This is a genomic window from Pseudomonas marginalis (genome assembly GCF_001645105.1).
In the GTDB taxonomy this organism is placed as follows: domain Bacteria; phylum Pseudomonadota; class Gammaproteobacteria; order Pseudomonadales; family Pseudomonadaceae; genus Aquipseudomonas; species Aquipseudomonas petroselini.
On sequence record NZ_LKEG01000014.1, the window covers coordinates 22,466 to 46,332 of the forward strand.

Below are 23,867 nucleotides of genomic sequence, written 5' to 3' on the forward strand. Positions count from 1 at the left end.
GGTTCTCTGCCAGCCTTCAACCCTGTTAGTCGTTCCTCTGGCGACTGGCCAGCCTTTGTCTACACTCCAAGCAACTACGGAGAGTAAGCGCTAAGGAGTGCCTGATGTCTCCCCGACTTCGTTCCAGGCAGCGCGGTGCGATTGGCTTGATGGCAGCGGGCACCCTGGCGGTGGCGCTGGTCTTCATGCTACTGGTGGTGGACAGCGGCCGCCTGTACATGGAAAAGCGTAAGTTGCAGTCCATCGCCGACACGTCGGCCCTGGAAGCCGCCGGTCGTGGCGGCCTGTGCAGCCCCACCACCACCGCGAACGACTACGCCAAGGAAAACGCCACGCGCAATGGCTTCACCGTGGTCGCCGGCGACAACAGTCGTGGCCTGGTCGTGACCTGCGGCCTATTAACGACCAATGCCAACAGCGTGCGTGTGTTTACCCCTGACGCGACCAAAAACGATGCCGTACGCGTGGTTGCCACGCGCAGCGTGATGACCAGCATTGCCACGGGTATCTGGAGCATGTTCAGCGGCGCCCCGGTTTCCAGCCAGATGATGCTGAGTGCGACCGCCGTGGCCGCGTATGCGCCGCCAGTGGCGCAGCTGACGATTCGCAGCACATTGGGCACGATTGACTCCAGCAAGTCAGCCATTTTGAACGTGGTGATCGGTCGCTTGCTGGGGGGCACGCTTACGCTCGATGCGACCAGTTGGAAGGGGTTGGCGGATACCAGCGTAAACCTGCTCGGCTATCTGGACCAGTTGGCGCTCAAATTGAACGTAAAGGCGGGTGACTACGAAGCTTTACTGGCGACCGCTGTTTCAGCTAACGACTTGATCGATGCCGTGGTGAAGGTGATGCAAAAAAACGGTTCTGCGGTAGCGGCCGTGATCAACGATACGATCAAGATCCAGGCGATTGCGCCCAATACCAAGTTGCTGACCGTCGGCGATTTGTTGAAGGTGACGACAGGCACGCCGGCGGCTGCCTTGAATACCAATATCCAGTTGTTCCAGTTGCTACAGACGGCGGCGCAGCTTTCCAGCAGCAAGAATGCGGTGAACGCGGCGGCCCAGTTGAATATCCCTTTGGTGGGCAGTGTTTCCATCCAGACCAAAGTCATCGAACCACCCCAGATGTCGGCGGTTGGTAATCCCGCGAAGGCCAAGGCGGGGTTGTCGAAGAACCCGCCGACGGATCAAATTTATGTACGGACCGCGCAGGTCAGGACCTTAATTTCCATCGAATTGCCCGTATTGAAGACGGTTTCTGCACTGGCTTCGGCAGTCACAAGCCTGGCAACGCCCATTGCCGGTGTGGTCAACAACCTGCTGCATTTGAATCTTGCCGGCGTGGTGAGCTCGGTACTGTGTGCGGTCGCATGTGACTCCACCGATGTCGAGATCGCCAGCAAGCTCGATATTCTGATTGAAGCGGGTGGCGCGGAAAGCCACGTCACTGATTTCAGTTGTGTTAGTAGCGCAACGAAATCATTGACCGTACAAGCCAGTACCACGCTTGCCACGCTGACGGTCGGCAGTATTGATGCGGCTGCTGCCTTTGCTTCGACGGCACCCGTTGCCGTCCAGCCCATACGCCTGATCGATATCGGCTCCAGGCATTGCCTGCTGGTGGTCCTTTGTGGCGCACGAACTGCCAACGTAGGGGGCGGGCTTATGTTGAAAGCCCAATCCACTATCGGTTCTCAAACGGGCAACCTGTTCTATTTACCGGTCGCAGAGATGAATCTGGCACCGACCTATCAGACGCTGCTGCCGACGGGCGATATCGTTGCGAGCCTCAGCGGGACCTTGGCCGGTCTCCAAGTGACCTATGCACCGCCCAGCGGATCTGTTTCAAGCGGCGCGCTTGCCGGGGTCGCAGGCCTTTTGACGACGATCACGACGACATTGGTCGGGGCAATCCAGAACCTTCTCGCGCCGATTCTGGACCCCATCGTCAACACCTTGCTCAAAGCCCTGGGCATCAGCCTCGGCAACGCCGAAGTCGGCGCCAACCTCAGCTGCCATATGGGCCGCGCCTACCTGGTGATCTGATCCACCGGCAGCTCCACACAAAACCGTGCCCCTGCCGGCCCATTGACGACGCTCAAGCGTCCGCCCATGTTCTCCACAATCCCGTAACTCACCGACAACCCCAACCCCGTGCCCACGCCGATCGGTTTGGTGGTAAAGAACGGCTCGAAAATCCGCTCGATCAACCGGGGATCGATCCCGCCGCCGTTGTCTTCCACCCAGAGCCGCACATGGCGGCTGTCATGTTCGCAATGCAGTGCGATCCACGGGCGGAACGCCGGGTCCTTTTCGTGTTTGCTCAACAACGCGTCACGGGCATTGACCATCAGGTTGATCAGCACCTGCTCAAGCTGGTCGACATGACCTTTGACCTGCACCGTAAAGTCCGCCGGGGTGACGCGCACGTCCACACCTTTACCGCGCAGCCCTTCGCCCAGCAGCGACAGCGTGCCTTCCACCGCCTGTGACGGGTCGAAGGGCTGTTGTTCGATTTCCGAGCGGCGGCCAAACACGCGCATATGGTCCACCACCCGCGCCGCCCGCTGTACCTGGGCGTCGATACGCTGCAGTTTTTCGGTGAGGTAGTCGACCTGCGCATCACCGCTGGCCAGGCGTTTGAGCACATTGACGATGGCCATGCGCATCACGTTGAGCGGCTGGTTGATTTCATGGGCGAGGCCCGTGGCCATTTCGCCCAAGGTGGCCATCTTCGCGCTCTGGGTCAGTTGCTGCTGGGAGCGGCGCACTTCGGTGTTGTCGCGGCCCACCGCTTGCACTTCCACCAGCACGCCTTGTTCGTCAAATACGCCACGGTCCGACCACACCCACCAGGCATGTTCGCGGCCGGGCAATTCCAGGCTGATCTCGGCGGTGCTGACCGGGAATTCCGGGGTCAACTGGCTGATGCGCTGCACAAAGTGCTGGCGTTGTTCATCCGACAGCCAATGGCCCAGGTTCAACCCCGGCAGTTGTGCAGGCAGGCACTCCAGGTAGTTGGCCAGCGGCGTGTTGCCGAAGGTCAGGGTCAGGTCCGGGCGATAGCGGCAGATCATTGCCGGCGAGTCTTCAACCAGGATGCGGTAGCGCTCTTCGCTCTGCTTGATCTGCTCGGCGGCCAGGGTCGCCTCGGTGACATCCAGCCACAGGCCGACGGCTTCCAACGGCAACCCGAGGTCGTCGCGCAGTAATTTGGCTTCATCCAGCAGCCAATGGTAGTGGCCCTGTTTGTCGCGCAGGCGGTAGCGGCTGCGCACGGCGCCTTCGCGCAGGAGTCGGCGGGTACGTTCAAAGTAAAGGTCGCGGTCTTCGGGGTGGATCAATGACGCCAGGCTGTCGTGGTTGCAGTCGTCCAGCGTCCAGCCCAACAGCGGCAGCAGGCTGTCACTGAAAAACGCCGGGTGCAGGGCGCCGCTGACATAACGCTGCACATAGATCACCGCCGGTGAACTGGCGATGAGGTTATCCAGGCGCGCATGGGCGGCCGCGGCTTGCAGTTGCTGGTTCTTGATGTCGCTGATGTCGAGCATGAAACCGACCCAGCGTCGTTGATCGCCCATCCCCAGCACGTGGCCCTGCAGGCGGTACCAGAGGGGGTTGTGCTCGGCGTCGGTGCGTTGCAGGCGCACGCTGGTCAGCAGCGGTTTGTCGAGGGTTTGCAGGTCGTGCAGGCGGCTGGTGAGTGCCTGGCGATCGGCGGGGTGTATCTGTTCCAGCCATACACCCAGCGCCTGGCGAGTCGGGCCGTCCTCCAGGCTGAGGCTGTGCTGTAACTGCGGGGCCAGCTGGATTTCCTGGGTGGCGGGCAGCAGTTCCCACCAGCCGGTGCCGAGCAGGCCTTGCAGGGCATCCATGCGGTCGAGCTGTTGGTGATCGCGTTGCTCGCGCAAGCGGCTCAGCAGCGGGGCGGCGAGGGCGGCAGTCAGGTTCAGCCATTCCCGGTCGCGGGTGTGTTGCTGGCCATTGTAGAGGCCGCAGAGCAACCAGGCGGCGACGCCCTGACTATCGCGATAGGGCACCAGGAACCCGTCGGCGTTGCCGAAAATACCGTTCAGGCTTGGGTGTTCGCGGCGCGCCTGGGCCAGGCTCAATGGCGCGCTGCCATTGGCGCTGTCCAGCAGTGTGCCCAGGTGCTGGCCGGTCTGCCACAAGGCGGGCGCGTCGTGGGCGGTGTAGTGGCTGTAGATACGCCAGCCTTGGTCTTCTGCATCGAACAACGCCAGGGCCACACAGGGGATCTGCCAGTGCTGGGCCAGGTTGCGCAGGTGCTCGTTGAACACCTCGGGCAAGCGACTCAGGCTGCACAGCTGCAGTTGCTCGCTCATCCGGCTGATGAGTTGATGGTTCTGCTCGCGGTGCTGGGCCAATTGCCGGTCGGCGAGCAAGTCTCCCACGTCGAGCAGGCGCAGGCTCCAGCCATCACCTTCGGGTTCGACCCAGCCACGGGTGTGCAGCAACTGGCCGGTTGTGCTCTGGAAGTCCAGGTCCAGGCTCTGGTGTTGCCAGTCTGCGGGGCGGCCTTCGACACTCAAGGCGCTGCCGGCACACAGCAGTTCACGCAGCAGCGGCGGGGTCCCACCCATCCCGTGCGTCGCGAGCTGTGGGCGCAGGGTACCGCTGATACTCAGCACGTGGCCTTGAGGGTCCAGTTGCAGGTGCAGCCCTGGCACGGACACGCCGGGTGTGTCGAGGGGCGGGGCGCCGGTGCGGCCGAGCAGGCGCCCGAACAGGTTATCCCCCGAGGTCAAAACTGAAGACTCGAACGCGCGGACAGGTTGGCCGGCAGATTCGGCACCGTGCCGATGCCCGGCACCACCAGTACCGGGAACACGGAATAGAGGAGGTGGGTGGGGTAGCTGATCGTGACGTTCAGTGTGGTGCCGGTGTAAGTCGCGCTGACGAAATCACGTGAAAATTGAAAACTGGTGGGGATCCAGTCCAACTGGGTCATGACGGTATCTTTGGCGCGCTCGGTGACTTTCGTCGGATAGGTGTCTGCGGCGGCCACCGGGTCCACCGCCATGGCCTGACGCACGGCCTCCAACGCCGCTTGGTTGAAGGACTGCATCAACAGCAATGGCAGGGTATAGCTGATCAACCCATAGAACACTGCAAAAAAGATCCCGAAGACCAGGGCGAATTCTATCGCCGCAGCTCCTTTTTGTTTTCTGGGGAGGCTTGTTTTCATGACTGCGTCTACCCTGACGGCTACTACCTGATATCAGCATAGAATCATTCAACGAAAAGGGATGTTTTTTACGTGATCCATGGCGTGGTGATAGTGCTCTGGCTGGGGCTCTGTGCGTTGCAGGATGGGTGTCAACGGCAAATTTCCAACGGCTTGACGCTGGGTGTGGCGCTGCTGGCGTTGCTCTACTTGGCGTGGATGGGCACTACCTGGTTGGGGGCGCCCGCCAGCGAAGGGGGCTGGGCCTTTACCGTGGCGCTGCTGCTGACGTTGCCCGGTTATGCGCTGGGCCGTTTTGGCGCGGGGGACGTGAAGCTGTTGGCCGCCTTGGCCCTGGCCAGCACGCTGGATGCGGTGTTGTGGTCGCTGATCGGTGCCGCGCTGTTCCTGAGCGGCTGGGGGCTTATCAGTCAAAGGCTTAGCGCGCGTCGGCTAACCCCGGCGACTGAAGCGTCAAAAAAACAGCCGTTTGCTCCGTTCGTATTGACAGGGTTTGCGCTGTACTGGTTTTGGATCCACTAGTCGCACAAGGCCTCTATCGATATGTACAGAGTCGAAAAGTAGGTCTACGTTTATTGAATGAGAGTCTAGGATTTTTCGTCAAAAGGGATCGGTCAATCTTTTGGCTTGCCAGGCATGGAGTAGCGCGTGAACAAGCTAACCTCAGCGGTAAAAGTGCTCGTGGTCGACGATCAGCCGTTGATCGTGGAAGAGCTCTGCGAATTTCTCGAAAGCAGTGGTTACCGTTGCGTGCCGTGTGAGTCCAGCCGACATGCGTTGCAGCGCTTCAGCGAAGAGGCCGAGATCGGCCTGGTGCTGTGCGACCTGCACATGCCGGACATGGATGGCATCGAGTTGGTGCAGGCCATGCAAAAAGTCGCCGGCAAGCAGCGGGCGTTCGAGGCGATCATGCTCACTGGGCGTTCCGACAAACAGGACGTGATCAAGGCCCTGCGCGCAGGGATCTCGGATTACTACCAGAAACCGATCAACCTCGATGAATTGCTCGAAGGCGTGCAGCGCCAGGAAGCGGCGTTGGAAGAGCGGCAAAAAGAGCTGCAGCTGGGGCACCTGAACCTGAAGCTGCAATACCTCTCAGAATCCATCAATGACCTGTACCAGGACCTCGACAAAGTGCGCCGTAGCCCCGGCGCCGGCGTGGCGGATGAGGGCGAGCCGGTTGCCGAAGACGCCGGGCCGATCGAGATCCCGACCATTTTCAACCAGCTGTCGCCGCGCCAGCTGGACGTTGCGCGCCTGGTGGGCAAGGGCCAGACCAATTACCAGATCGCCTGTGAACTGGGGATCACCGAAAACACGGTCAAGCTCTACGTGTCCCAGGTGTTGCGCCTGACCCATATGCATAACCGCACGCAGTTGGCACTGGCGCTGTCGCCGAATACCTCGGCGATGCGCCAACGGGTGACGGCGCACTGACGCGCCACGGTGTTATTGACTGTTCCCACCTTTAGACGACCCACCGGACGGCGATTCAAAAAACTCCGGGATCGGATGTTTGTGACTGTCCAGCCAGCGCTGCAAGGACTGCTCGCGTTCTGCGGGCGTGGTCCTTTGCGGCGTGGGTGAAGCGGCACGGCCATTGATCTGCAAGGCCATCCAGTTTTCGGTTTCCGCTTGCTGCGGTGACGACGGGCCCGGTTCGATGGCCAGTGCGCTCAGCGGTAGCAGTGCCAGGCCGACAAGGTAATGTGCTTTCATCGATCACTCCTCACTTGATAGCCACCGTATGGCATCGCTGACCGCGGCGATTTTGCGCGCCGGCGCACTGGGGCTTGGGCTGGGGCTTGGACTTGGACCCTTGAGTTTTTCCGCGCGGGCCTGGGCATCGGTGACCTGCTCGGGGCTCAGGCCCAATTGGCTGGCCACCTTTGCCGCTTGCCCCCAGTTGTCCTGATAGATCAGCAAGGTCACCAGGTTGACGGCCGCCAGCGGGTCGCTTTGCTTGAGCTCGATGGCGGTCATGAATTCAAAGCGCGCGTCTTCCATGCGCAACTGGTTGAGGTACACCACGCCCAGGTCATTGCGGATTTTTTCGTCGGTGGGCGCCAACTGCGCCGCCCGTTGCATATGCGCCATGGCCTGGCCGTTGTCGCCCCTGGCAGCCGCCAATTGCCCCAGGCCGTGCTCGCCTTCGGCGTTCATGCAGGTACCGAGCAGGCTGCGGTACAACGGCTCGGCCTCGCTACGCCCGAGCAGGCGGTAGTTGCGGGCCTTGCGCTGGCGCACCTGGGGCAAGGCCTCGGGCAGGCTTTGCAGGTTGGCCAGGCTGGCGTGCAGCTTGCCTTCGTTGGCCAGGTCATCGGACAGGTTGAGTGCCAGTTCCTGGTCCGAACTCGGCTTGGTGCAACTGTTGGATGAGGTCAACGCCGCCCAGGGGGATTGGCCATTGGTGGCGCAGCCGCCGAGCATCAGCAGGGCCAGGCCGGCAATCAGTGCTTTCATCAACGACTCCTTAAAAGTGACTCAACGCGCGGGCGATGCCGATAAAGGCCGGGCCGCCGAGCACGATCAGCAAAGCAGGGAACAAGAACACCATCATCACCACCGACATTTTTGCCGACATCTTCGAAATGTATTCCTGCAGGCGGGTCAGGCGTCGGTCGTCGAGCAGTTGCTTGAGGGCCAGCAGGGACTTCATCGCGCCGCCGCCCTGCTGGATCAATTGCTGGAGGATGATGCAGGTGTCGGTGAACTCATCCACCTCCAGCACGTGGACGGTCTTGCCCAGTTCCTCGCTCAGCTCCAGGCCGGAATCGACCCGCGCCAGGATCAGGCGCAGTTCGTGCGTGAGGTGGGGGAGTAAACGCTGGGCCTCGTTGCCCAATACACGCAGCGATTGCTCAACCGCCATGCCAGACTCGAACAGAATGCGCAGCAGCGGAATGAAGGTGGAAATTTCTTTGGCGATGGCTTGCTGGCGATGTTTGGCGGCCGCCGCAAGCACGCGTTTTGGCAGCAGGTAGCCGATGCCCAGGGCAAACATCGGGGCAATCCAGGCGGGGTCCGCGTGTGGGAACAACAGTTGCTGGCCGAGGAGGGTCAAGCCCAATAACACGATGGGCGTACCGATCTGGAAGGCTGCAAACAGCGAGCGTTGGCTGGACTTGCGCCAGCCAACCCGATTGAGCAGGGCCTGGGTTTCGTTGTCCAGGCTGACCGAGCGCTGGGCCAGCGAGCTTGCGCCCAGTTGGCGGATGAGCGTGCCGAGTCTGTTATCGCTGACCATCTTGCCTTGCAAGCGCTCAGCGACCCGCCGTTCGCGGCGGCGATGCTCGAGCAATTGCCCGCCCACCAATACCGCTGCGGCGAGCAACAACAAAGCACAGGCCAGAAGCGCCATCTCAGACACTCCTCAGCATGCGCCACATGATAAAGGTGCCGCCGAGGTCCATTGCCAGCGCGCCGAAGAGCATGATGCGCCCCGTGCCGTCGTGCCACATGTTCATCAAGTAGCCGGGGTTGACCACCAGGAAGTAGCCCACGATCAGCACCGGCAGACCGCCCAGCACGTAGGCGGTCATGCGTGTTTCGCCGGTCATGGCCTTGAGTTGACGGGCACCCTGTTCCCGCTCGCGAATCATTTTGATCAGGTTTTCCAGCAGCTCGCTGGCGTTGCCGCCGTAGCGGTGGTTGACCTTCAGGCCAAGGGCGAACAGGCGGAACTCGTCCTGTTCGTAGAACTCGGCGAAGTCGCTGACCGAATCCGGCAGGCTGACGCCCATGCGCACATTGCGTTGCACGCGGCCCATGGCGTCCCTGAGTGGGTTTTCAATGCTCTCGACCCCGCCCAGTACGGCGTCTGCCAGGGTTCTGCCGGACTTGAGGCTGCGCACGCTATGGTCCAACAACTGCGGCAGTTGCTCGACCATGCGCTGCACGCGTTGTTGATAACGCCAAGCGATAAACACGCGCAATGCCAGGGGCGGCCCCACGATCATGGCGATCAGGCCCAGCCCGTCGGCGAGCATCCAACCCAGCAGCGCGCCGATCACCCAGGCGCTCGCCCACAGGCCCAGGCGGTCTGTGGGTTTGCCCAGCCCGGCACGCTGGAACATGCGCTCGAGGCCCGTCCATGTGGTCGTGGTTTCCTGTGCCTCGGGCTGGCCGTTGCCGAGGCGCTCCAGCACACGGGCCGTCTGGGCCTTGCGCAGGCCATGGTGAAACTGCCAGAACGACAGACCAATCAGCAGCAGGCAGATAAGCAACAACACCGGTCCTGTCATCAAGCGCTCCCTATGACTGCAACGCCGATTCGCGACGCAGTTTGTCGCCGGCCGGGTTGAGCGCTTCGCGCAGGAAACCGAAGCCGGTGCGCCGATCCAGGCGGAACAGCGTATTGGTGACATACACGTCATCGCGCACGCCGACCACTTCCACCACCTCGCTTACGCAGCGGCGGCCATCGGGCATACGCGTCAGTTGAATAATCACGTCCAGCGCGGCGCAAATCATCTGGCGCAGGGTTTTTTCCGCGATCACACGGCCGGTCAGGCCGACCAGGGTTTCCAGGCGCAACAACGCATCCTGGGCATTGTTGGCGTGCACGGTGCTCATGGAGCCGTCGTGGCCGGTGTTCATCGCCGTCATCACATCGAGCACTTCCACGCCACGGATTTCGCCGAGGATGATGCGGTCCGGGCGCATCCGCAGGGCGTTGCGGATCAGGTCGCTGGACCTGACCTCGCCGTGACCTTCGGCATTCGGCGGGCGGGTTTCCAGGCGGACCACGTGGGGGTGGCCCAATTGCAACTCGGCGACGTCTTCGATGGTCACCAGGCGCTCGTGGGGGTTGATCAGTTGGCTGAGGATATTCAGCAGCGTGGTCTTGCCGGTACCCGTGCCGCCGCTGATCAGGATATTGCAGCGCTTGCCCACGGCCTCCTGGAAGAACTCGAAAATGCTCTGGTCGATGGTCTGCATGGCGACCAGGTCGCTGCTCTTGAGCATGTCCTTGCGGAATTTTCGAATCGACAGGCATGGCCCGTCGAGGGCAATCGGCGGGATGATCGCGTTGACCCGGCTGCCGTCGGGCAGCCGTGCATCCACCATCGGCGACGACTCATCCAGGCGGCGGCCCAACGGCGCGAGGATGCGCTGCATCACGCGTTCCACGTGATGGTCGTCGATGAAGCGCAGGTCACTTTGGTGCAGCAGGCCGTCGCGCTCGATAAACACCCGGTGCGGCCCGTTGACCAGGATCTCAGTCACCGAAGGGTCACGCAGCAGCACTTCCAGCGGGCCGAACCCGGTGAGTTCGTCGACGATCTCTTCGGCCAGGCGCTCCATTTCATAGCGCGAGATCGCCAGGCGCATGCGCGTGATGTACTCGGAGACCTTGTCGATGACAAATTGCGCCAGAGACTGGCGTGTGCCTTCGAGCAGGTTCTTACCCGACTCCTCGATGGCGTCGATGATGTAGCGATGCAGCACCAGTTTCAGGCCATCGTGATCGCTGTTGCCTCCGGCGCTGCGGGCCGGGCCGCCAAACAGTTTTTCGCCGTTCATCGTCCCGCCCCCAGGATGCGTTCAAACCAGCGCATGGAAGGTTTTGCCAGGCCCTCGGAGCGTTTGGCCAGGCGCTCGCCCAAGGCGCGTACGGCTTGGGTCAACGGCTCACGAGGGGCCAATGCGAACAGGGTTTGGCCCTGATTTTTCACATTCAGGCGCAGTTCGGCACTCAGGGGCAGCACGGCGACGCATTCGAGGCCGAATCTTTTTTCCAGGGCCTCCGTGTCCGGGGCACAAGCCTTGATGTAGCGGTCCACCACCAGTTTGGCGTGGTCGAGTTTCATGCCTTTATCGCGCCAGCGACTGAGCACGGCAAGGTTGCGGCGACAGTCCAGCACGTTCTGGTCGGTGCACCACAGCAGTTTGTCGCAGTGGCTGACAAAGGTGCGCAGCGCTTCGCTGTCCGGCTGCCCGGTGATGTTCACGACGATGTGCTGGAAGTGTTGGCGCAGTGCGCTGAGCAACATGAACAACTCGGCGGCGCTGGTCAGTTTGAGCGGCTCGTCACCGGTGGCGTACGCCAGGATGCGCAGGCCATCCAGCGCCGTGGTGAAGGCGCTGTTGATCAACGTCGTATCGAGGCGACGCAGATGCCGCAACGCATCGCCGAAATTGAACGTGCTCTCCAGGCCCAGCAAGGCCAGGCTGTCACTGCGTGGCAGGCCCAGGTCGAGCAGCAGGGTTTGCTGCCCGCTCTTCTGCACCACCAGTGCCAAGTGCGTCGCCAGCATGGCGCCATCGGCGTTGCTCTGGGTGCCAAACAGCACGGTCAGACCGCCCAGCTGCGCATTGTGGGCGACGGTTGGCAAGCGCTTGCTCAGGCGGCGCACCAGCCCCGCCACTTCGCTGGAGCGTGAGCCGTAGGCCACGAAGTCGCGGGCGCCGGCCCGCATGGCGTTCAGAACAAGCTGGTTGTCCATGCCATCGCCGAGGGCGACCACCGCGAGCATCGGCTTGGCCTCCAGGGCACCTTCGATCAGTGCGCTCTGGGTGACCACGTTTTCCCGGTCGAGGCCGACAAACACCAGGCTGGCGAACGTCACGTCCACCAGCGCCAGCAACTCGTCCAGGCTGCCGGTGCCGGCGCTGACGACCTGGCCAAGGGGCGCCAGGGCGCCCTGCAGCCACTCCAGGTCGGTGGCGTTGCGGGTGATGGCGAGGAAGGTCTGGCTCAGGCTATCGCTCATTGGGAAAGTCCACTGCGACGGTCGAAATTACCGTTTTCCAAGAAGAACAGCCGGAACCAGTTCGGGTCGTAGCTGCGCAGTTTCTCGCCGGGCAACGAGGGCAGTTGGGCGTTGGCGGCCAACGGCTGCACCAGGTGCGGGGTGACGATCATCAGCAGTTCTTTCTCTTCGCGGCTGATATTGGAGTCGCGGAAAAACGCCCCCAGGATCGGGATATCGCCCAGCCCTGGAAACTTGCTGATCGTGGAGCGGTTGTTGGTGCTGATCAGGCCGCTGATCACAAAACTTTCGCCATCGGCCAGGGACACGCTGGTGTCGGTGCGGCGCACGGTGAGTGCCGGCACCTGGATGCCCTGGATGATGACGGCGTTGCTGTAGTCCAGCTCGCTGACTTCCGGCGCCACCTTGAGGGTGATGCGGTTGCGGTCAATCACCGTGGGGGTCAGGGTCAGGCGAATGCCGAACTCCTTGTACTCGATGGAGATGGTGTCGCTGCCGGCGCTGGGCACCGGGACGGGCACTTCGCCGCCGGCCAGGAAGGAAGCACTCTGGCCGCTCATGGCCACCAGGCTGGGGCGCGCCAGGGTGTAGGCAAAGCCGCTGCGTTCCAACGCGTTGATCATGGCCGAGACCCGGCCGCCGCCAAAACCGACGTTGAAGCTGTCAGTGCTCACCGGCAATTTGAAGACCCCCTCCGAGGGTGACAGCAGGTTGGGGCTGCCGAGGAAAAAGTTTTTGCCGGTGCCTAAGAGTCGGGTGCTGGCCTCCTTGAGCTTGGTGCGGCTGACTTCCACAAAGCGGATGTCGGTCTGCACCTGGCTGGGCAGCAGGGGATCTTCCGACGGCGACAGCGACAGGCTGGTCAGCGCCGAAGTGGCCTTGCCCTTGACGAACACCATGCTTTGACGCGGCGTGCTCGCGCAGGCGGTCCATACCATCAGGCTGGTGGCGCCGGACGCGACCCCGGTGAGCAGGAAATGGCGGTCGCCATTGACCCGCACGTCGGCGATTTTAGGGTCACCGATGGCCAGGCGCGTGATTGCCACCGGCGATTGCAGCTCCTGTTGCAAGCCTTCTCCCACCTCGACCACGGCCGGCAACTGGCCCAGGGCGCTGCAGTTTCCCGGTGCAGCCAGGGCCATGCCGACGGGCAGGCTCGAGAGCATCAGGGCCCAAGCCATCTGCATGAACAGGGGTGCGTAGCGCTGGCTCATTCAAGGCATCCTTGCTCGATCACGGAGTTTGTGGCGCCCCTTGGGCACCGCGAATCACTTCAATGCCTCGGCGCACGCTCGGTTCGCCACCGGCTGGCGCCATGCGTTTGGGCGGGCCGATCAGGGCCAGTTGGGTGAATTGGTAGAGATCGCGGTTGGCACTTTCGATCTTCTGCGGTGCTTCGCCCTCGCCGGCCCAGTAGCGGCTGAGCAGGTGTTCCTCGGCGCTGCGTACGGCCAGGCGCAGGGTCCCGGCTTGAGCCGCGAGCATCAGGCGGCTTAACAGTGGCTCCGGTACGGCGAGCACCACGGTACGCGCGGCGGCTCGACGTTGGGCGGCCTGGGCGCGTTCTTCAACCGTGACCGGTGGTGGCACCGCGGGCTGGCCATCGTTGGCCAAGCCCAGCTGGTCGCCGACGCTGAGCAGCCGCATGGCCGGAAGCACGATCTGGGCCGACTGTTCGGCATTACTGGCATCCTGGCGCAGGAACAACAGCACATCCACGTAATCGCCGGGGGTCAATTGGCCGGCGGCGCCGATCACTTCATCCACGGCCACCGCCAGTGCACGCTCGTCGGGGCGGATCATGCGAGCGAGCGGGCCGCCGCCGGTAAAGCTGTCTTCGGTGAGCCAGGTGCCTGCGCCAAGCGCGCGCAGCGGCATGCGGCCGATGGCCTGGTCGAGCTGAGTGAGGCTGCCGACGGGCACGGTGCGCAGTCTTTCCACGGCCAGGTCGGCAGCGGTCAGCGCACGGTAGGCAGGCACGTCATGCACCAGGACCACCACCGGTTGGCGGGTCTGGTCTTCGGCGGCAGCGATGGTTTTTTCAACGGAAACGACAGGTGCGGCAGGGACTGCGACAGGCTCCGGTGCGCGGCTCAACACTAACCCCCAGTACCCGGCGATCAATGCCCCGATCAGCAACAAGCCGGCCAGGACCATGCTGATGCGACTGTTCATGACGGCTCTCCCTTTCCCGTTGCACTGCACGCCCGTGTAATCCCAACGGGTTAATCCGCAACCTGGCTGTGATGAACATCTAACGATTTGGCTATTTGACGGTAGCTCAGCTAGGACGAAATGCCATTACCCCGGGAAAAATTTATCGAAACTATAATCAGGACTCTAAACGTGCCCCTTTAAATGGCGGGATGCCTGGCGTCGACTTTTCGACTAATACTTTGTGATTAATCCGTTCTTACAGTTGTGAGGCTGAGGTTTGTTGACAATGCTCTAGTGGCACGCCGCGGACATCGTGCTAGAGCCGTACCGGCTCTTAATGGCGTTTTAGGGAGAAGTCTTATGTTCCTTGACCTGATGTTGAAGCTTTATGTTCAGACACAACTATTCTTTCAGCGCAAAGAGGGCGCGTCGGGGATCGAATACGCGATTATCGTAGCGATGGTTGCACTGGTGATCGTCGGTGCCGGCTCGGGGCTTGGAACTAAGATCAAATCCATTTTCGATAGCGTTGCGACCAAAATGACAACTTGATAGTCCGCTGAAAAATGTGGGAGCCCCTAATCAAAGTTTCTCCAGTTCAGGTACTGCCATGAGCGTTTATCCGCCTTCCCGCCAACAAATTCTTTTGGTGGACGACGAAGAGGACGCGCTGATCGAACTCGCCGAATCCCTCGAACACGAGGGATTTGTCTGTTTTACCGCCACCTCCGTCACCTTCGCGCTGCAAGAATTGACACTCCATCCTGATATTGCCCTGGTCATCACCGATCTGCGCATGCCCGAGGAAAGCGGCATCTCCTTGATCAAACGCTTGCGCGAACACACCTCGCGTTCTCACCTGCCGGTGATTGTGATGTCCGGCCATGCCGAAATGGATGATGTAAGCGACATGCTGCGCCTGCAGGTGCTGGACCTGTTTCGCAAGCCGATCTACCTGGTGCGGCTCATCGACACCTTGAATAGCCTGTTTCCCCTCTCAAATCCCACCCTTAATCGAACTCTGTAGTGAGCGGGCTTGCCCCGCGCTGGGTGGCGAAGCCGCCCCAAATCCAAGCGACTCAGCTCTAACCAGGGAGACTCAATGCACCAGGAGATGGGGCGGCTTCGCCGCCCAGCGCGGGGCAAGCCCGCTCACTACAGGTCAGAGTTGGTAGCTGAAACTCAATAAATACCGTGGCCGTCGATCAATACCTTGAACAGCCTGTGTCCCCTCTCCACCCCCCACCCTTAAGCGAACATTGTAGTGAGCGGGCTTGCCCCGCGCTGGGTGGCGAAGCCGCCCCAAACCCAGGCGACTCAGCTCTAACCAGGGAGACTCAATGCTCCAGGAGATGGGACGGCTTCGCCGTCCAGCGCGGGCGGTGCGACGATTCGACGAGCCCGCTCACTACAAATCAGAGTTGGTAGCTGAAACTCAATGAATACCGTGGCCGTCGATCGAAGCTGTCCAGTGCCACGTCCGACATCGGCTTGGCGACTTCCAGCGCGACGTTGTAGTACTTGGCATCGCCAAAGCGCAGCCCCACCGCCGCCGATGACATGCCGTTGCCCTTGACCGGCAGGTCGTTGAACCAGGTCTTGGCGCGGTCGAGCACCACGTAGGGTTGCAGGATCCTCACCCAATCGCCCGCGCGGTTGTAGCTGTAGTTGACCTCGTAGGCCGCGCCCCAGCCTTTGTCGCCCGTGCCCTGGTCATCGGGGTAGCCGCGCCCGAAGCTTTGCCCGCCGAAGGTCGCGCGCTCGCTGTCGGGCAGGTTGTCGTTGCTCCAGTAGAGCGCGCCGGACAGCACGCCTTGCCAGTTATCGAAGAGTTTGTTGCTCTGCACGCCGGACAGGCGCAGGCGGAAGAAGTCGAGGTCGGGCTTTAGGCCACCGAAGTCCGTATGGGTCTTGGCGCCCATGCCATTGATGCCTTGGTACACGCCGCCGCTGATGATGCGCAGTTGGGTGGTGTCAGCTTTACGCCAGTCCCCTTCGAAGGCCAGGGCGCGCAGGTTGGTTTGCAGCTCAAAGCGCTGGGGGAAACCTTCCAGTGTGTAACGGTTGGTCTGGTCGACGGCGTAGAGGCGCGTACCGAGGCTCAGCGACTCGCTGGGCGAGGCGATAAAGGGGTGGCTGACGCCTATGGAGTAACGGTCGATCTGCTGGTGCGGCTTGAGTTCAAGGCCGTCGCCCAACTGCAGGCGGGTGCTTGGGTCCGCGCGGTAGCGTTCCCCCGAGAGTGCAAGCTGGGTGCCTTCAGCGTTGATGAACTGGCTGTAGGACGCGCGGTAGTAATGTTCTTTGTCCTCACCCGGCGGGAACAGGCCGCTGACGCTCAGTTGTTCGCCCATCGACGTCCACGAGTTGCTGGTGCCGGTCAGCAAGGCCTGGGTACCGCCACGGCTCGCCTCGTTGAGGCTCATGCTGGTGGTGAAGGGCTTGCGGCTGGCACTGATCTGCATGTGCGTGCCTCCATCGGTGGTGCTCGGAGGCGGCACCTGAGCTTGCACGGTCACGCCTGGGATGGCGCTCATCAGCGTGGTGTAGCGTTCGAACGTCTTGCGCGTGAGCGGGCGTTCGGCCTTGAGTTTTTCCGCCAGTTTGTCGACGTAGGACGAGACCGAACCGATGTCGCCTTGCAGTTGGTAATCACGGATGTAACCCTCCACCAGCACCACATGCACCAGGCCGCCTTCGAACCGTTGTTCCGGCAGGAAGGCGTAGGACAGCAGGTAGCCGTCTTCCTGATAGCGCCGGGTGATGCTGCGGGTGGCTTCGATCAATTGCGCCAGGTTGGTTTCATGACCAATCAAGGGTTCGAATACCTGGGCGACTTCTTTGAGCGGGTACACCGTGCCGCCGTCGATCTGCAGTTTGCGGATGGTCACTTTGGTGTCCATCAGCAAGGGCTGCTCGGCCGTCGCCGCAGGCACCGGCACCTGGGTGGGCGTGGCGGCCGGTCGGTAGGCGTCGGCGGGCAGGTTGGGCACCGGCAGGTTGCGGATGGTGTCGTTGCTATTGAGGAAGCTGGGCAGGGTATCGGCGTGGGCGTAAGCACTGAGGGTGAGCAATAACAACGGCGTCAAAGCGCGCATAGGACACTCCATGGTCAATACTGCAGCGGCGTTTCGCAGATGCCCGCCGGGCACTGGGGGCGCGGTTCGGGGGCTTTTACGGATCGATCATTGATCCATAAAAAAGACGAGAGACTTAGTGGGTCTCTCGTCTCAACCAAGCGTAGGCGCTGTAGGTGAGGCCGTCTAATCGGCCAGGTGCAATTCTATTTTTTGCCGCCCAGGCCACCCAATAGCCCGCCCAGAAGACCACCGTTTGCGCTTGCGCCAGCACCGGCAGAGGCGCCAGCGCCTACATTCAGGCCACCCGCGAGCAAACCGCCGCCGGTATTGGTGCCGCCAGTGACCAGGCCGCCGATCGACGCCACGGTGCCACCCACGGCGGTCACGGTACCGCCCAGGGCGTTGGTGACCGGGTTGGCGTTGGTGCCGCTGATGTTGCCGCCCAGGTTGCTGACCGCACCGCCGACACGGGTGACCAGGCCGTTGACCGGAGCACCGAGGCCAGTGGCACCGCCGATGTTTTGAGTCAGGCTCTGTACGCCGCTGGTGACAGGGTTGAGTGCATTGCCGATCGGGCCGGTCAGCCCGGCGACCGGAATGCTGGTTTTAGTGCTGGGTGTGCCGCCACCGAGGGCCGCCACGGTGGTGCCCGCCTTGACGCCGGTAACGCCCGCCGCGCTGATCACGCCATTGGTGCTGCCCGCATCCAGGCCGCTGCCGGCTCCGGCGATCACGCCACCGATGAGTTCGGCCAGGCCGAGTTTGCCGATGCCGCCGCCGGTACCACCGCCGGTACCACCGCCATTGCCGCCGCCACTGCTATCCGCATCCGGGTCGACATAACCGCTGGCCTTGCCGACCGCGGTGCCGACACCATTGAGCACATTGCCCACCGCGTCGGTCACCGGGTTGCCGGTGCCGCCGGTGTCGGCGACTTTATCGCCCAGGCCGTCGACGGTATCGCCGACTTTTTTCAGCAAGCCGCCCACGGGCGAGTCAAGACCGGTCGCGGTGCCGACTTTGCCGGTGGTGTTTTCCACCAGGGACACCACAGGCACCAAGACTTTTGCGCCGACGGTGTGGGTGACCGACCCCAGTGGGCCGGTGGTGCTGGCGGTGCTTAAGGTGTCGCCGAGCATCGTCACGGCATTGCCAACCTTGCCCACCACGTTGCCGACCACGGGGGCGGCGCCGCTGACCACTGGCACATTCCCCAGCAACGTGGCGACGTTGGCACCGGTAACGGTCACGCCATCACCCAGGTCGGAAACACCGTTGGCCACGCCGGCAACGGTTTTGCCCAGGGCGTTGCTGTCAGTGCCCAGTGAACCCAGGCCATCCGAAAGGCCGTTGCCGATGCTGCCGACGGCGTTGCCGGCCGCAGTCACCAAGTCGCCAGCCGTTTCGCCCACGATCGGCAGGCTGCCGAGGGTGGTGCCCAGACTGCGGACGGTGCGGCTGAGGCGGGTCACGGTATTGCCGGCGGTGTCGACGACGGTGGCGGTGACCAGCGGCGAGGCGGTGCCGCCGGGGTTGGTGCCAGGGTCAGTGCCGCCACCCCCCGTGCCACCGCCAGCGCCAGCATCCGAGGAGCCACCACTGTGGTGCCCGCCACCCCCGCTGCTGCAGCCGCCGAGTGCCAGTGTGACTGCCAGGGCCAGCGCGGTACTTGTTTTCCAAAACACGACGTGAGTATTCATGATTGAGTTCCTCGCACCTGTACAACCTTGGTTGTCTTCAAACGCTCACTTTTTCTTGGGCTAGCGATGCGTTTGTCCGTGTGGCTATAACAGTCCCGGAGGTGCGTTCTCTCAATGCTCTACTTGGTATTAACGATTTATATAGAACAGGGATGTACCGTTTAAGTGACTAATGCCAACGGTATAAGGTGAGGATGTATCAAGATGTATATCTGTTTTTTAATAATGACTTAGAAGAAAAAAGCGGACTTCAAAAAGTCCGCTATTACTTAGGGTGTATATATACAATTCATCAGTCTTATTTCAGGCAATCGGCTGCCACTTGCCTACCATATGTTCAATATCGCCCGCGCCTTTGAGCCACAACGCTCCGCTGGAACCGGCGCCACTCGCTAATAACGTCACTTCACTGGGCAGGCGCACGGGTTTCCTGAACTCGACGTGTATCTCCATATTGGCGGCGGGCAAGTGTTCGCCGAGGGCGGCGAGGGTGTGCGCCTTGTTCCACAGCCCGTGGGCGATGGCCTGGGGAAAGCCGAACAGCTTGGCGGTCAGGGCGCTGAGGTGGATCGGGTTGTAGTCGCCGGAGACCCGCGCATAACGGCGGCCGATATCGGCGGGCGCCTTCCAGCGGGACAGTTCACTGACCTGGGCGGGGGAGGGTTGGGCGATATTCTCTGCCTCACCTTCCAATTTCACCCCACGGCAGAGCATTCGGCTCTCGGCTTCCCACAGCAGGCCCAAGGAATCTTCGACCGTGGTTACCAGGTCAAAGGTCGCACCCTTGGGATGAGGCTTGAGGTTCTGCGTGTGTACGCCGACAGACAATTCGCTGACACCACCGAGGGGGCGATGGACGCGGATGCGGTTACTCAGGTGAATCAGCCCCAGCAGCGGGAAGGGAAAGCTTTTATCGGTGAGTAACTGCATCTGCAGACCGAACGCCAGGACGTGCGGATAAGTCGCCGGCAAGAGAGGGCTGTCGGCAAAACCGCAGACCTTGCGATAGGCCGCCACCTGCTTGGGGTTGATGCTCACCCGGCAGCGCAATCCGTGTTCAGGCAAGGTGCTGCCGGTGATCTTGCGTTTGAGCGCCGCGCGCCAATACAGCGGCGGCAGAAATGGCGTAGTGCCCAGCGTCTTCCATTGCATGCTTACGCTCCCAAGAGACTTTGCCCACATACCCGCAGCGCTTGCCCGCTGACCGCACCGGAACCCGGTTGGCCCAGCCACGCCACCGCTTCGGCGACGTCCTGCGGCAGGCCGCCCTGGCCCAGTGAACTCATGCGTCGCCCGGCTTCACGCAAGGCGAACGGAATATGTGCGGTCATCTGGGTTTCGATAAAACCCGGCGCCACGGCGTTGATGGTGATGCCGCGCTCTTTAAGCAGCGGCGCCCAAGCCTGTGCGAGGCCGATCAACCCCGCCTTGCTCGCCGCATAGTTGGTCTGCCCACGGTTACCGGCGATGCCGCTGATCGACGCCAGCAATACCACGCGGGCGTTGTCGTGCAGGGTGCCGCTGTCGAGCAGCGCCTGGGTCAGTACCTGTGGCGCATTGAGGTTGACCGCGAGCACCGCGTCCCAGTACTCCGGGGTCATGTTCGCCAGGGTTTTGTCACGGGTGATACCGGCGTTGTGCACCAGGATGTCCAGCCCATCGGGGAGGTGCTCGATCAATTGACGGGCGGCGTCTTCAGCACAGATATCCAGCGTGACGGTGCGTGCACCCAGGCGCGCGGCCAGGGCTTCGAGGTCGGCCTTGGCCTGAGGCACGTCGAGCAGGATCACGTCGGCGCCGTCGCGGGCCAGGGTTTCCGCGATGGATGCACCAATGCCTCGTGCGGCACCGGTGACCAGCGCCTTGCGCCCGGCCAGGGGGCGCGTCCAGTCTTCGACCGGCGTGGCGCAGGCCTCCAGGCGAATCACCTGGCCAGAGATGTAGGCGCTTTTCGGTGAGAGGAAAAAGCGCAGTGCGCCTTCCAATTGGTCCTCGGCACCGTCGCCGACGTAGAGCAATTGCAACACGCCGCCATTGCGCAGCTCTTTCGCCAGGGAGCGGCTGAAACCCTCCAGGGCGCGCTGGGCGCTGGCGGCGAAGGGGTCGCTGAGGCTTTCCGGCGCACGGCCGAGGATCACCAGGTGCGCGCTGTTATCCAGGTTTTTCAGCAGCGGTTGGAAGAATTCACGCAGCTGTTTGAGTTGATCAGTGTGTTGCAACTCGCTGGCGTCGAACACGACCGCCTTGAGTGTGGGGCCATGGCCGGGAATCCACGTCGACGTCTCGGCGCCGTAGGTGTAAATGGCGTCGGTGAGCCGGTTGGCAAATGCCTGTACCTGAGTGGCCAGCGCACCGCCGCCCAGCAGCAATGCGCCCTCCACCGGACGCAGGCGCCCGGCCTGCCAGCGTTCCAGGCGTACCGGTGACGGCAGGCCAATGGCGGCGACCAGGCGATGGCCGAGGCTTGAGTTGGCGAAGTCGATATAACGGTCAGACATGGAACGCTCTCCGAAGGCTGGGGTTCAAAGGGTGGACCACCCCGGGGTGGCAGTCGTTCGATTGAGCCTAGGCTAGGCTTGGTGATTCCACCTACAACCATCAGGGAGCTTTTCATGACTCAATTGCGCCGTGTAGCGATCATTGGCGGTAACCGCATTCCTTTCGCCCGCTCCAATGGCCCCTATGCCACGGCGAGCAACCAGGCGATGCTGACCGCCGCCCTGGAAGGCCTGATCGAGCGCTACAACCTGCACGGCCTGCGCATGGGCGAAGTGGCTGCCGGTGCGGTGCTCAAGCATTCGCGGGACTTCAACCTCACCCGTGAATGTGTGCTGGGCTCGCGTCTGTCGCCGCAAACCCCGGCCTATGACATTCAGCAGGCGTGTGGCACCGGCCTGGAAGCCGCGTTGCTGGTGGCCAACAAGATCGCCCTGGGGCAGATTGAGTGCGGGATTGCCGGTGGGGTGGACACCACTTCCGACGCGCCGATCGGTCTAAATGAAGGCCTGCGCAAGCTTCTGCTGCAGGCCAACCGCAGCAAGTCCATGGCGGATAAATTAAAACTGCTGTTACAACTTCGTCCCCATCACCTCAAGCCGGAACTGCCGCGTAACGGCGAACCCCGTACCGGTTTGTCCATGGGCCAGCACTGCGAGTTGATGGCGCAGACCTGGCAGATCCCCCGCGCCGAGCAGGACCAGTTGGCCCTCGAAAGCCATAAGAAAATGGCCGCGGCCTACGCCGAAGGCTGGCACAACGATTTGCTCACACCGTTTCTGGGCCTGACCCGCGACAACAACTTGCGTCCCGACCTGACCCTGGAAAAACTCGCCGCGCTCAAGCCCGCCTTCGAGCGCAGCGAAAAGGGCACGCTCACCGCCGGCAATTCCACGCCGCTCACCGATGGCGCGTCGCTGGTGCTGCTGGGCAGTGAGGCCTGGGCCCAGGCGCGTGGTTTACCGATCCTCGCGTATTTGCGTGATGGCGAAGCGGCGGCGGTGGACTTCGTCAACGGCGCCGAAGGCCTGCTGATGGCGCCGGTGTACGCGGTGCCGCGACTGCTGGCGAGAAATGGCCTGACGCTGCAGGACTTCGATTACTACGAGATCCACGAAGCGTTCGCTGCCCAAGTTTTGTGCACGCTCAAAGCCTGGGAAGATGCGGACTACTGCAAGACGCGCCTCGGGCTGGACGCACCCTTGGGGTCCATCGACCGCAGCCGACTGAATGTGAAGGGCAGCTCCCTGGCCGCCGGGCACCCGTTTGCCGCAACGGGTGGGCGTATCGTCGCCAACCTGGCCAAGTTGCTGGATGCGGCGGGCAAGGGGCGTGGCCTGATTTCGATCTGCGCGGCGGGTGGCCAGGGTGTTACGGCGATCATTGAGCGTTGATTGCGGCGAAAATTGGCATATTGGATGCATTCTTGAGCGGTCAGAGGTCGGTAGCCTCTCCCACCGGCGAGCCGATTGCCGTATAACGAGTGCCATACGCGTATTTGGTAATAAAGGACCCACAATAAAAGCTGATGAAGACTCCTAAACGCATTGAACCCCTGATCGAAGACGGTCTGGTCGACGAAGTGCTGCGCCCACTCATGAGTGGTAAAGAAGCAGCTGTTTATGTGGTGCGCTGCGGCAACGAATTGCGTTGCGCCAAGGTTTACAAGGAGGCGAACAAACGAAGTTTTCGTCAAGCGTCCGAATACCAGGAAGGCCGTAAGGTCCGTAACAGCCGGCAGGCCCGGGCCATGGCCAAGGGCTCAAAATTCGGTAAGAAAGAAACCGAAGATGCCTGGCAGAACGCTGAGGTGGCGGCGTTGTTCCGCCTGGCCGGTGCGGGCGTTCGCGTGCCCAAGCCGTACGACTTCCTTGAAGGCGTGCTGCTGATGGAACTGGTGGCCGACGAGTACGGTGACGCGGCGCCGCGTCTGAATGACGTGACACTGGAACCGGACCAGGCGCGTGAATACCACGCCTTCCTGATTTCCCAGATCGTGCTGATGCTGTGTACCGGCCTGGTGCACGGTGACTTGTCCGAGTTCAACGTGCTGCTTACGCCAACGGGCCCGGTGATCATCGACCTGCCCCAGGCGGTGGATGCGGCGGGCAATAACCACGCGTTCAACATGCTGGAGCGGGACGTGGGCAACATGGCTTCCTACTTCGGGCGTTTTGCCCCGGAGTTGAAGGCGACCAAGTACGCCAAGGAAATGTGGGCCCTGTACGAAGCCGGCACCCTGCACCCAGCCAGCGTCTTGACCGGCGAGTTCGACGAGCCGGAAGAGTTGGCGGACGTCGGCGGTGTGATCCGCGAGATCGAAGCGGCGCGGCTGGATGAAGAGCGCCGCCAGGCGATTCGGGCTGCCGATGATGCGCCTCCGAGCAAGGTGCCGGACGAGCCCCCGCCGCCGCCTTGGATGCAGTGATGTCCAGATAAGTGGAGATCAAAAATGTGGGAGGGGGAAGCCCCCTCCCACATTTGGTTTTGTGTGTGTCCAGTTA

At 62.2% G+C, this 23,867-nt stretch carries 21 protein-coding genes; 7 read left to right on the forward strand and 14 right to left on the reverse strand.

Features of this window, described 5'->3' with window-relative positions:
* Positions 1–104 precede the first annotated feature (104 nt).
* Entirely contained in the window at positions 105–2,051 is a 1,947-nt protein-coding gene (locus AO064_RS01190; protein ID WP_064052161.1) for a pilus assembly protein TadG-related protein, read from the forward strand.
* Here AO064_RS01190 and AO064_RS01195 read toward each other — a convergent pair.
* Positions 2,036–4,774 carry a PAS domain-containing sensor histidine kinase gene (locus AO064_RS01195; RefSeq protein ID WP_064052162.1) on the reverse strand — a complete coding sequence of 913 codons (2,739 nt, stop codon included), beginning with the start codon at positions 4,772–4,774 and terminating at the stop codon, positions 2,036–2,038. The two genes, AO064_RS01190 and AO064_RS01195, sit on opposite strands and share 16 nt — an antisense overlap.
* A complete protein-coding gene (locus AO064_RS01200) occupies positions 4,771–5,214 on the reverse strand; it encodes a TadE/TadG family type IV pilus assembly protein (protein WP_064052163.1) in 444 nt (147 codons plus the stop codon). Before AO064_RS01200 ends, AO064_RS01195 begins: the two co-directional genes overlap by 4 nt.
* Before the next feature lie 72 nt (positions 5,215–5,286).
* On the opposite strand from AO064_RS01200, the gene AO064_RS01205 reads away from it, so the two are divergent.
* Together AO064_RS01205 and AO064_RS01210 are read left to right on the forward strand one after the other, a co-directional pair.
* On the forward strand, positions 5,287–5,736 hold the full coding sequence (locus tag AO064_RS01205) for a prepilin peptidase (protein ID WP_064052164.1): 450 nt from the start codon (positions 5,287–5,289) through the stop codon (positions 5,734–5,736).
* Between the two features lie 126 nt (positions 5,737–5,862).
* Positions 5,863–6,651 (forward strand): response regulator transcription factor, encoded by a 789-nt coding sequence (locus AO064_RS01210; protein WP_064052165.1) that lies wholly within the window; start codon positions 5,863–5,865, stop codon positions 6,649–6,651.
* Positions 6,652–6,663: 12 nt separating this feature from the next.
* Here the strand turns inward: AO064_RS01210 and AO064_RS01215 are convergent, their stop codons facing one another.
* The 8 genes from AO064_RS01215 to cpaB are packed head-to-tail and all read right to left on the reverse strand — an operon-like array spanning position 6,664 to position 14,105.
* A complete protein-coding gene (locus tag AO064_RS01215; protein ID WP_064052166.1) occupies positions 6,664–6,933 on the reverse strand; it encodes a DUF3613 domain-containing protein in 270 nt (89 codons plus the stop codon).
* 3 nt (positions 6,934–6,936) lie between these two features.
* Positions 6,937–7,677 (reverse strand): tetratricopeptide repeat protein, encoded by a 741-nt coding sequence (locus tag AO064_RS01220; RefSeq protein WP_064052167.1) that lies wholly within the window; start codon positions 7,675–7,677, stop codon positions 6,937–6,939.
* A gap of 10 nt (positions 7,678–7,687) precedes the next feature.
* Complete coding sequence (locus tag AO064_RS01225; protein WP_064052168.1) at positions 7,688–8,575, reverse strand: type II secretion system F family protein; 888 nt, start codon at positions 8,573–8,575, stop codon at positions 7,688–7,690.
* A gap of 1 nt (position 8,576) precedes the next feature.
* Positions 8,577–9,458 (reverse strand): type II secretion system F family protein, encoded by an 882-nt coding sequence (locus AO064_RS01230; protein ID WP_064052169.1) that lies wholly within the window; start codon positions 9,456–9,458, stop codon positions 8,577–8,579.
* Positions 9,459–9,468: 10 nt separating this feature from the next.
* Positions 9,469–10,740, reverse strand: coding sequence for a TadA family conjugal transfer-associated ATPase (locus AO064_RS01235; protein ID WP_012722024.1), 1,272 nt, complete (start codon positions 10,738–10,740; stop codon positions 9,469–9,471).
* Positions 10,737–11,930: a CpaE/TadZ family protein gene (locus AO064_RS01240; protein ID WP_064052170.1), complete on the reverse strand. Its 1,194-nt coding sequence runs from the start codon at positions 11,928–11,930 to the stop codon at positions 10,737–10,739. Before AO064_RS01240 ends, AO064_RS01235 begins: the two co-directional genes overlap by 4 nt.
* Complete coding sequence (locus AO064_RS01245; RefSeq protein ID WP_064052171.1) at positions 11,927–13,144, reverse strand: type II and III secretion system protein family protein; 1,218 nt, start codon at positions 13,142–13,144, stop codon at positions 11,927–11,929. Before AO064_RS01245 ends, AO064_RS01240 begins: the two co-directional genes overlap by 4 nt.
* A gap of 19 nt (positions 13,145–13,163) precedes the next feature.
* A complete protein-coding gene (gene cpaB / locus AO064_RS01250; RefSeq protein WP_064052172.1) occupies positions 13,164–14,105 on the reverse strand; it encodes a Flp pilus assembly protein CpaB in 942 nt (313 codons plus the stop codon).
* Between the two features lie 342 nt (positions 14,106–14,447).
* Between cpaB and AO064_RS01255 the strand changes: the two genes are divergently transcribed.
* The gene (locus AO064_RS01255; RefSeq protein WP_012722028.1) at positions 14,448–14,639 is read left to right on the forward strand and encodes a Flp family type IVb pilin; all 192 of its coding nucleotides are present in this window, start codon (positions 14,448–14,450) and stop codon (positions 14,637–14,639) included.
* 58 nt (positions 14,640–14,697) lie between these two features.
* On the forward strand, positions 14,698–15,114 hold the full coding sequence (locus AO064_RS01260) for a response regulator (RefSeq protein WP_064052173.1): 417 nt from the start codon (positions 14,698–14,700) through the stop codon (positions 15,112–15,114).
* Between the two features lie 388 nt (positions 15,115–15,502).
* Here the strand turns inward: AO064_RS01260 and AO064_RS01265 are convergent, their stop codons facing one another.
* The 4 genes from AO064_RS01265 to AO064_RS01280 form a co-directional block, all read right to left on the reverse strand.
* Positions 15,503–17,185, reverse strand: coding sequence for a ShlB/FhaC/HecB family hemolysin secretion/activation protein (locus AO064_RS01265; protein WP_064052174.1), 1,683 nt, complete (start codon positions 17,183–17,185; stop codon positions 15,503–15,505).
* Positions 17,186–17,370: 185 nt separating this feature from the next.
* The gene (locus tag AO064_RS01270) at positions 17,371–18,867 is read right to left on the reverse strand and encodes a collagen-like triple helix repeat-containing protein (RefSeq protein ID WP_082893850.1); all 1,497 of its coding nucleotides are present in this window, start codon (positions 18,865–18,867) and stop codon (positions 17,371–17,373) included.
* 303 nt (positions 18,868–19,170) lie between these two features.
* The gene (locus AO064_RS01275) at positions 19,171–20,019 is read right to left on the reverse strand and encodes a MaoC/PaaZ C-terminal domain-containing protein (RefSeq protein WP_064052175.1); all 849 of its coding nucleotides are present in this window, start codon (positions 20,017–20,019) and stop codon (positions 19,171–19,173) included.
* 2 nt (positions 20,020–20,021) lie between these two features.
* Complete coding sequence (locus AO064_RS01280) at positions 20,022–21,365, reverse strand: 3-oxoacyl-ACP reductase (RefSeq protein ID WP_064052176.1); 1,344 nt, start codon at positions 21,363–21,365, stop codon at positions 20,022–20,024.
* Between the two features lie 114 nt (positions 21,366–21,479).
* Between AO064_RS01280 and AO064_RS01285 the strand changes: the two genes are divergently transcribed.
* Entirely contained in the window at positions 21,480–22,757 is a 1,278-nt protein-coding gene (locus tag AO064_RS01285) for an acetyl-CoA C-acetyltransferase (protein WP_064052177.1), read from the forward strand.
* Positions 22,758–22,891: 134 nt separating this feature from the next.
* Positions 22,892–23,791 carry a PA4780 family RIO1-like protein kinase gene (locus tag AO064_RS01290; protein ID WP_012722035.1) on the forward strand — a complete coding sequence of 300 codons (900 nt, stop codon included), beginning with the start codon at positions 22,892–22,894 and terminating at the stop codon, positions 23,789–23,791.
* The last annotated feature ends 76 nt before the right edge of the window (positions 23,792–23,867 follow it).

Coding starts and splice junctions, on each gene's coding strand:
- AO064_RS01190 (WP_064052161.1), top strand. CDS start 105: ATGTCTCCCCGACTTCGTTCCAGGCAGCGCGGTGCGATTGGCTTGATG.
- AO064_RS01200 (WP_064052163.1), bottom strand. CDS start 5,214: ATGAAAACAAGCCTCCCCAGAAAACAAAAAGGAGCTGCGGCGATAGAA.
- AO064_RS01215 (WP_064052166.1), bottom strand. CDS start 6,933: ATGAAAGCACATTACCTTGTCGGCCTGGCACTGCTACCGCTGAGCGCA.
- AO064_RS01220 (WP_064052167.1), bottom strand. CDS start 7,677: ATGAAAGCACTGATTGCCGGCCTGGCCCTGCTGATGCTCGGCGGCTGC.
- AO064_RS01225 (WP_064052168.1), bottom strand. CDS start 8,575: ATGGCGCTTCTGGCCTGTGCTTTGTTGTTGCTCGCCGCAGCGGTATTG.
- AO064_RS01230 (WP_064052169.1), bottom strand. CDS start 9,458: ATGACAGGACCGGTGTTGTTGCTTATCTGCCTGCTGCTGATTGGTCTG.
- AO064_RS01235 (WP_012722024.1), bottom strand. CDS start 10,740: ATGAACGGCGAAAAACTGTTTGGCGGCCCGGCCCGCAGCGCCGGAGGC.
- AO064_RS01240 (WP_064052170.1), bottom strand. CDS start 11,930: ATGAGCGATAGCCTGAGCCAGACCTTCCTCGCCATCACCCGCAACGCC.
- AO064_RS01245 (WP_064052171.1), bottom strand. CDS start 13,144: ATGAGCCAGCGCTACGCACCCCTGTTCATGCAGATGGCTTGGGCCCTG.
- cpaB (WP_064052172.1), bottom strand. CDS start 14,105: ATGAACAGTCGCATCAGCATGGTCCTGGCCGGCTTGTTGCTGATCGGG.
- AO064_RS01255 (WP_012722028.1), top strand. CDS start 14,448: ATGTTCCTTGACCTGATGTTGAAGCTTTATGTTCAGACACAACTATTC.
- AO064_RS01260 (WP_064052173.1), top strand. CDS start 14,698: ATGAGCGTTTATCCGCCTTCCCGCCAACAAATTCTTTTGGTGGACGAC.
- AO064_RS01265 (WP_064052174.1), bottom strand. CDS start 17,185: ATGCGCGCTTTGACGCCGTTGTTATTGCTCACCCTCAGTGCTTACGCC.
- AO064_RS01270 (WP_082893850.1), bottom strand. CDS start 18,867: ATGAATACTCACGTCGTGTTTTGGAAAACAAGTACCGCGCTGGCCCTG.
- AO064_RS01275 (WP_064052175.1), bottom strand. CDS start 20,019: ATGCAATGGAAGACGCTGGGCACTACGCCATTTCTGCCGCCGCTGTAT.
- AO064_RS01280 (WP_064052176.1), bottom strand. CDS start 21,365: ATGTCTGACCGTTATATCGACTTCGCCAACTCAAGCCTCGGCCATCGC.
- AO064_RS01285 (WP_064052177.1), top strand. CDS start 21,480: ATGACTCAATTGCGCCGTGTAGCGATCATTGGCGGTAACCGCATTCCT.
- AO064_RS01290 (WP_012722035.1), top strand. CDS start 22,892: ATGAAGACTCCTAAACGCATTGAACCCCTGATCGAAGACGGTCTGGTC.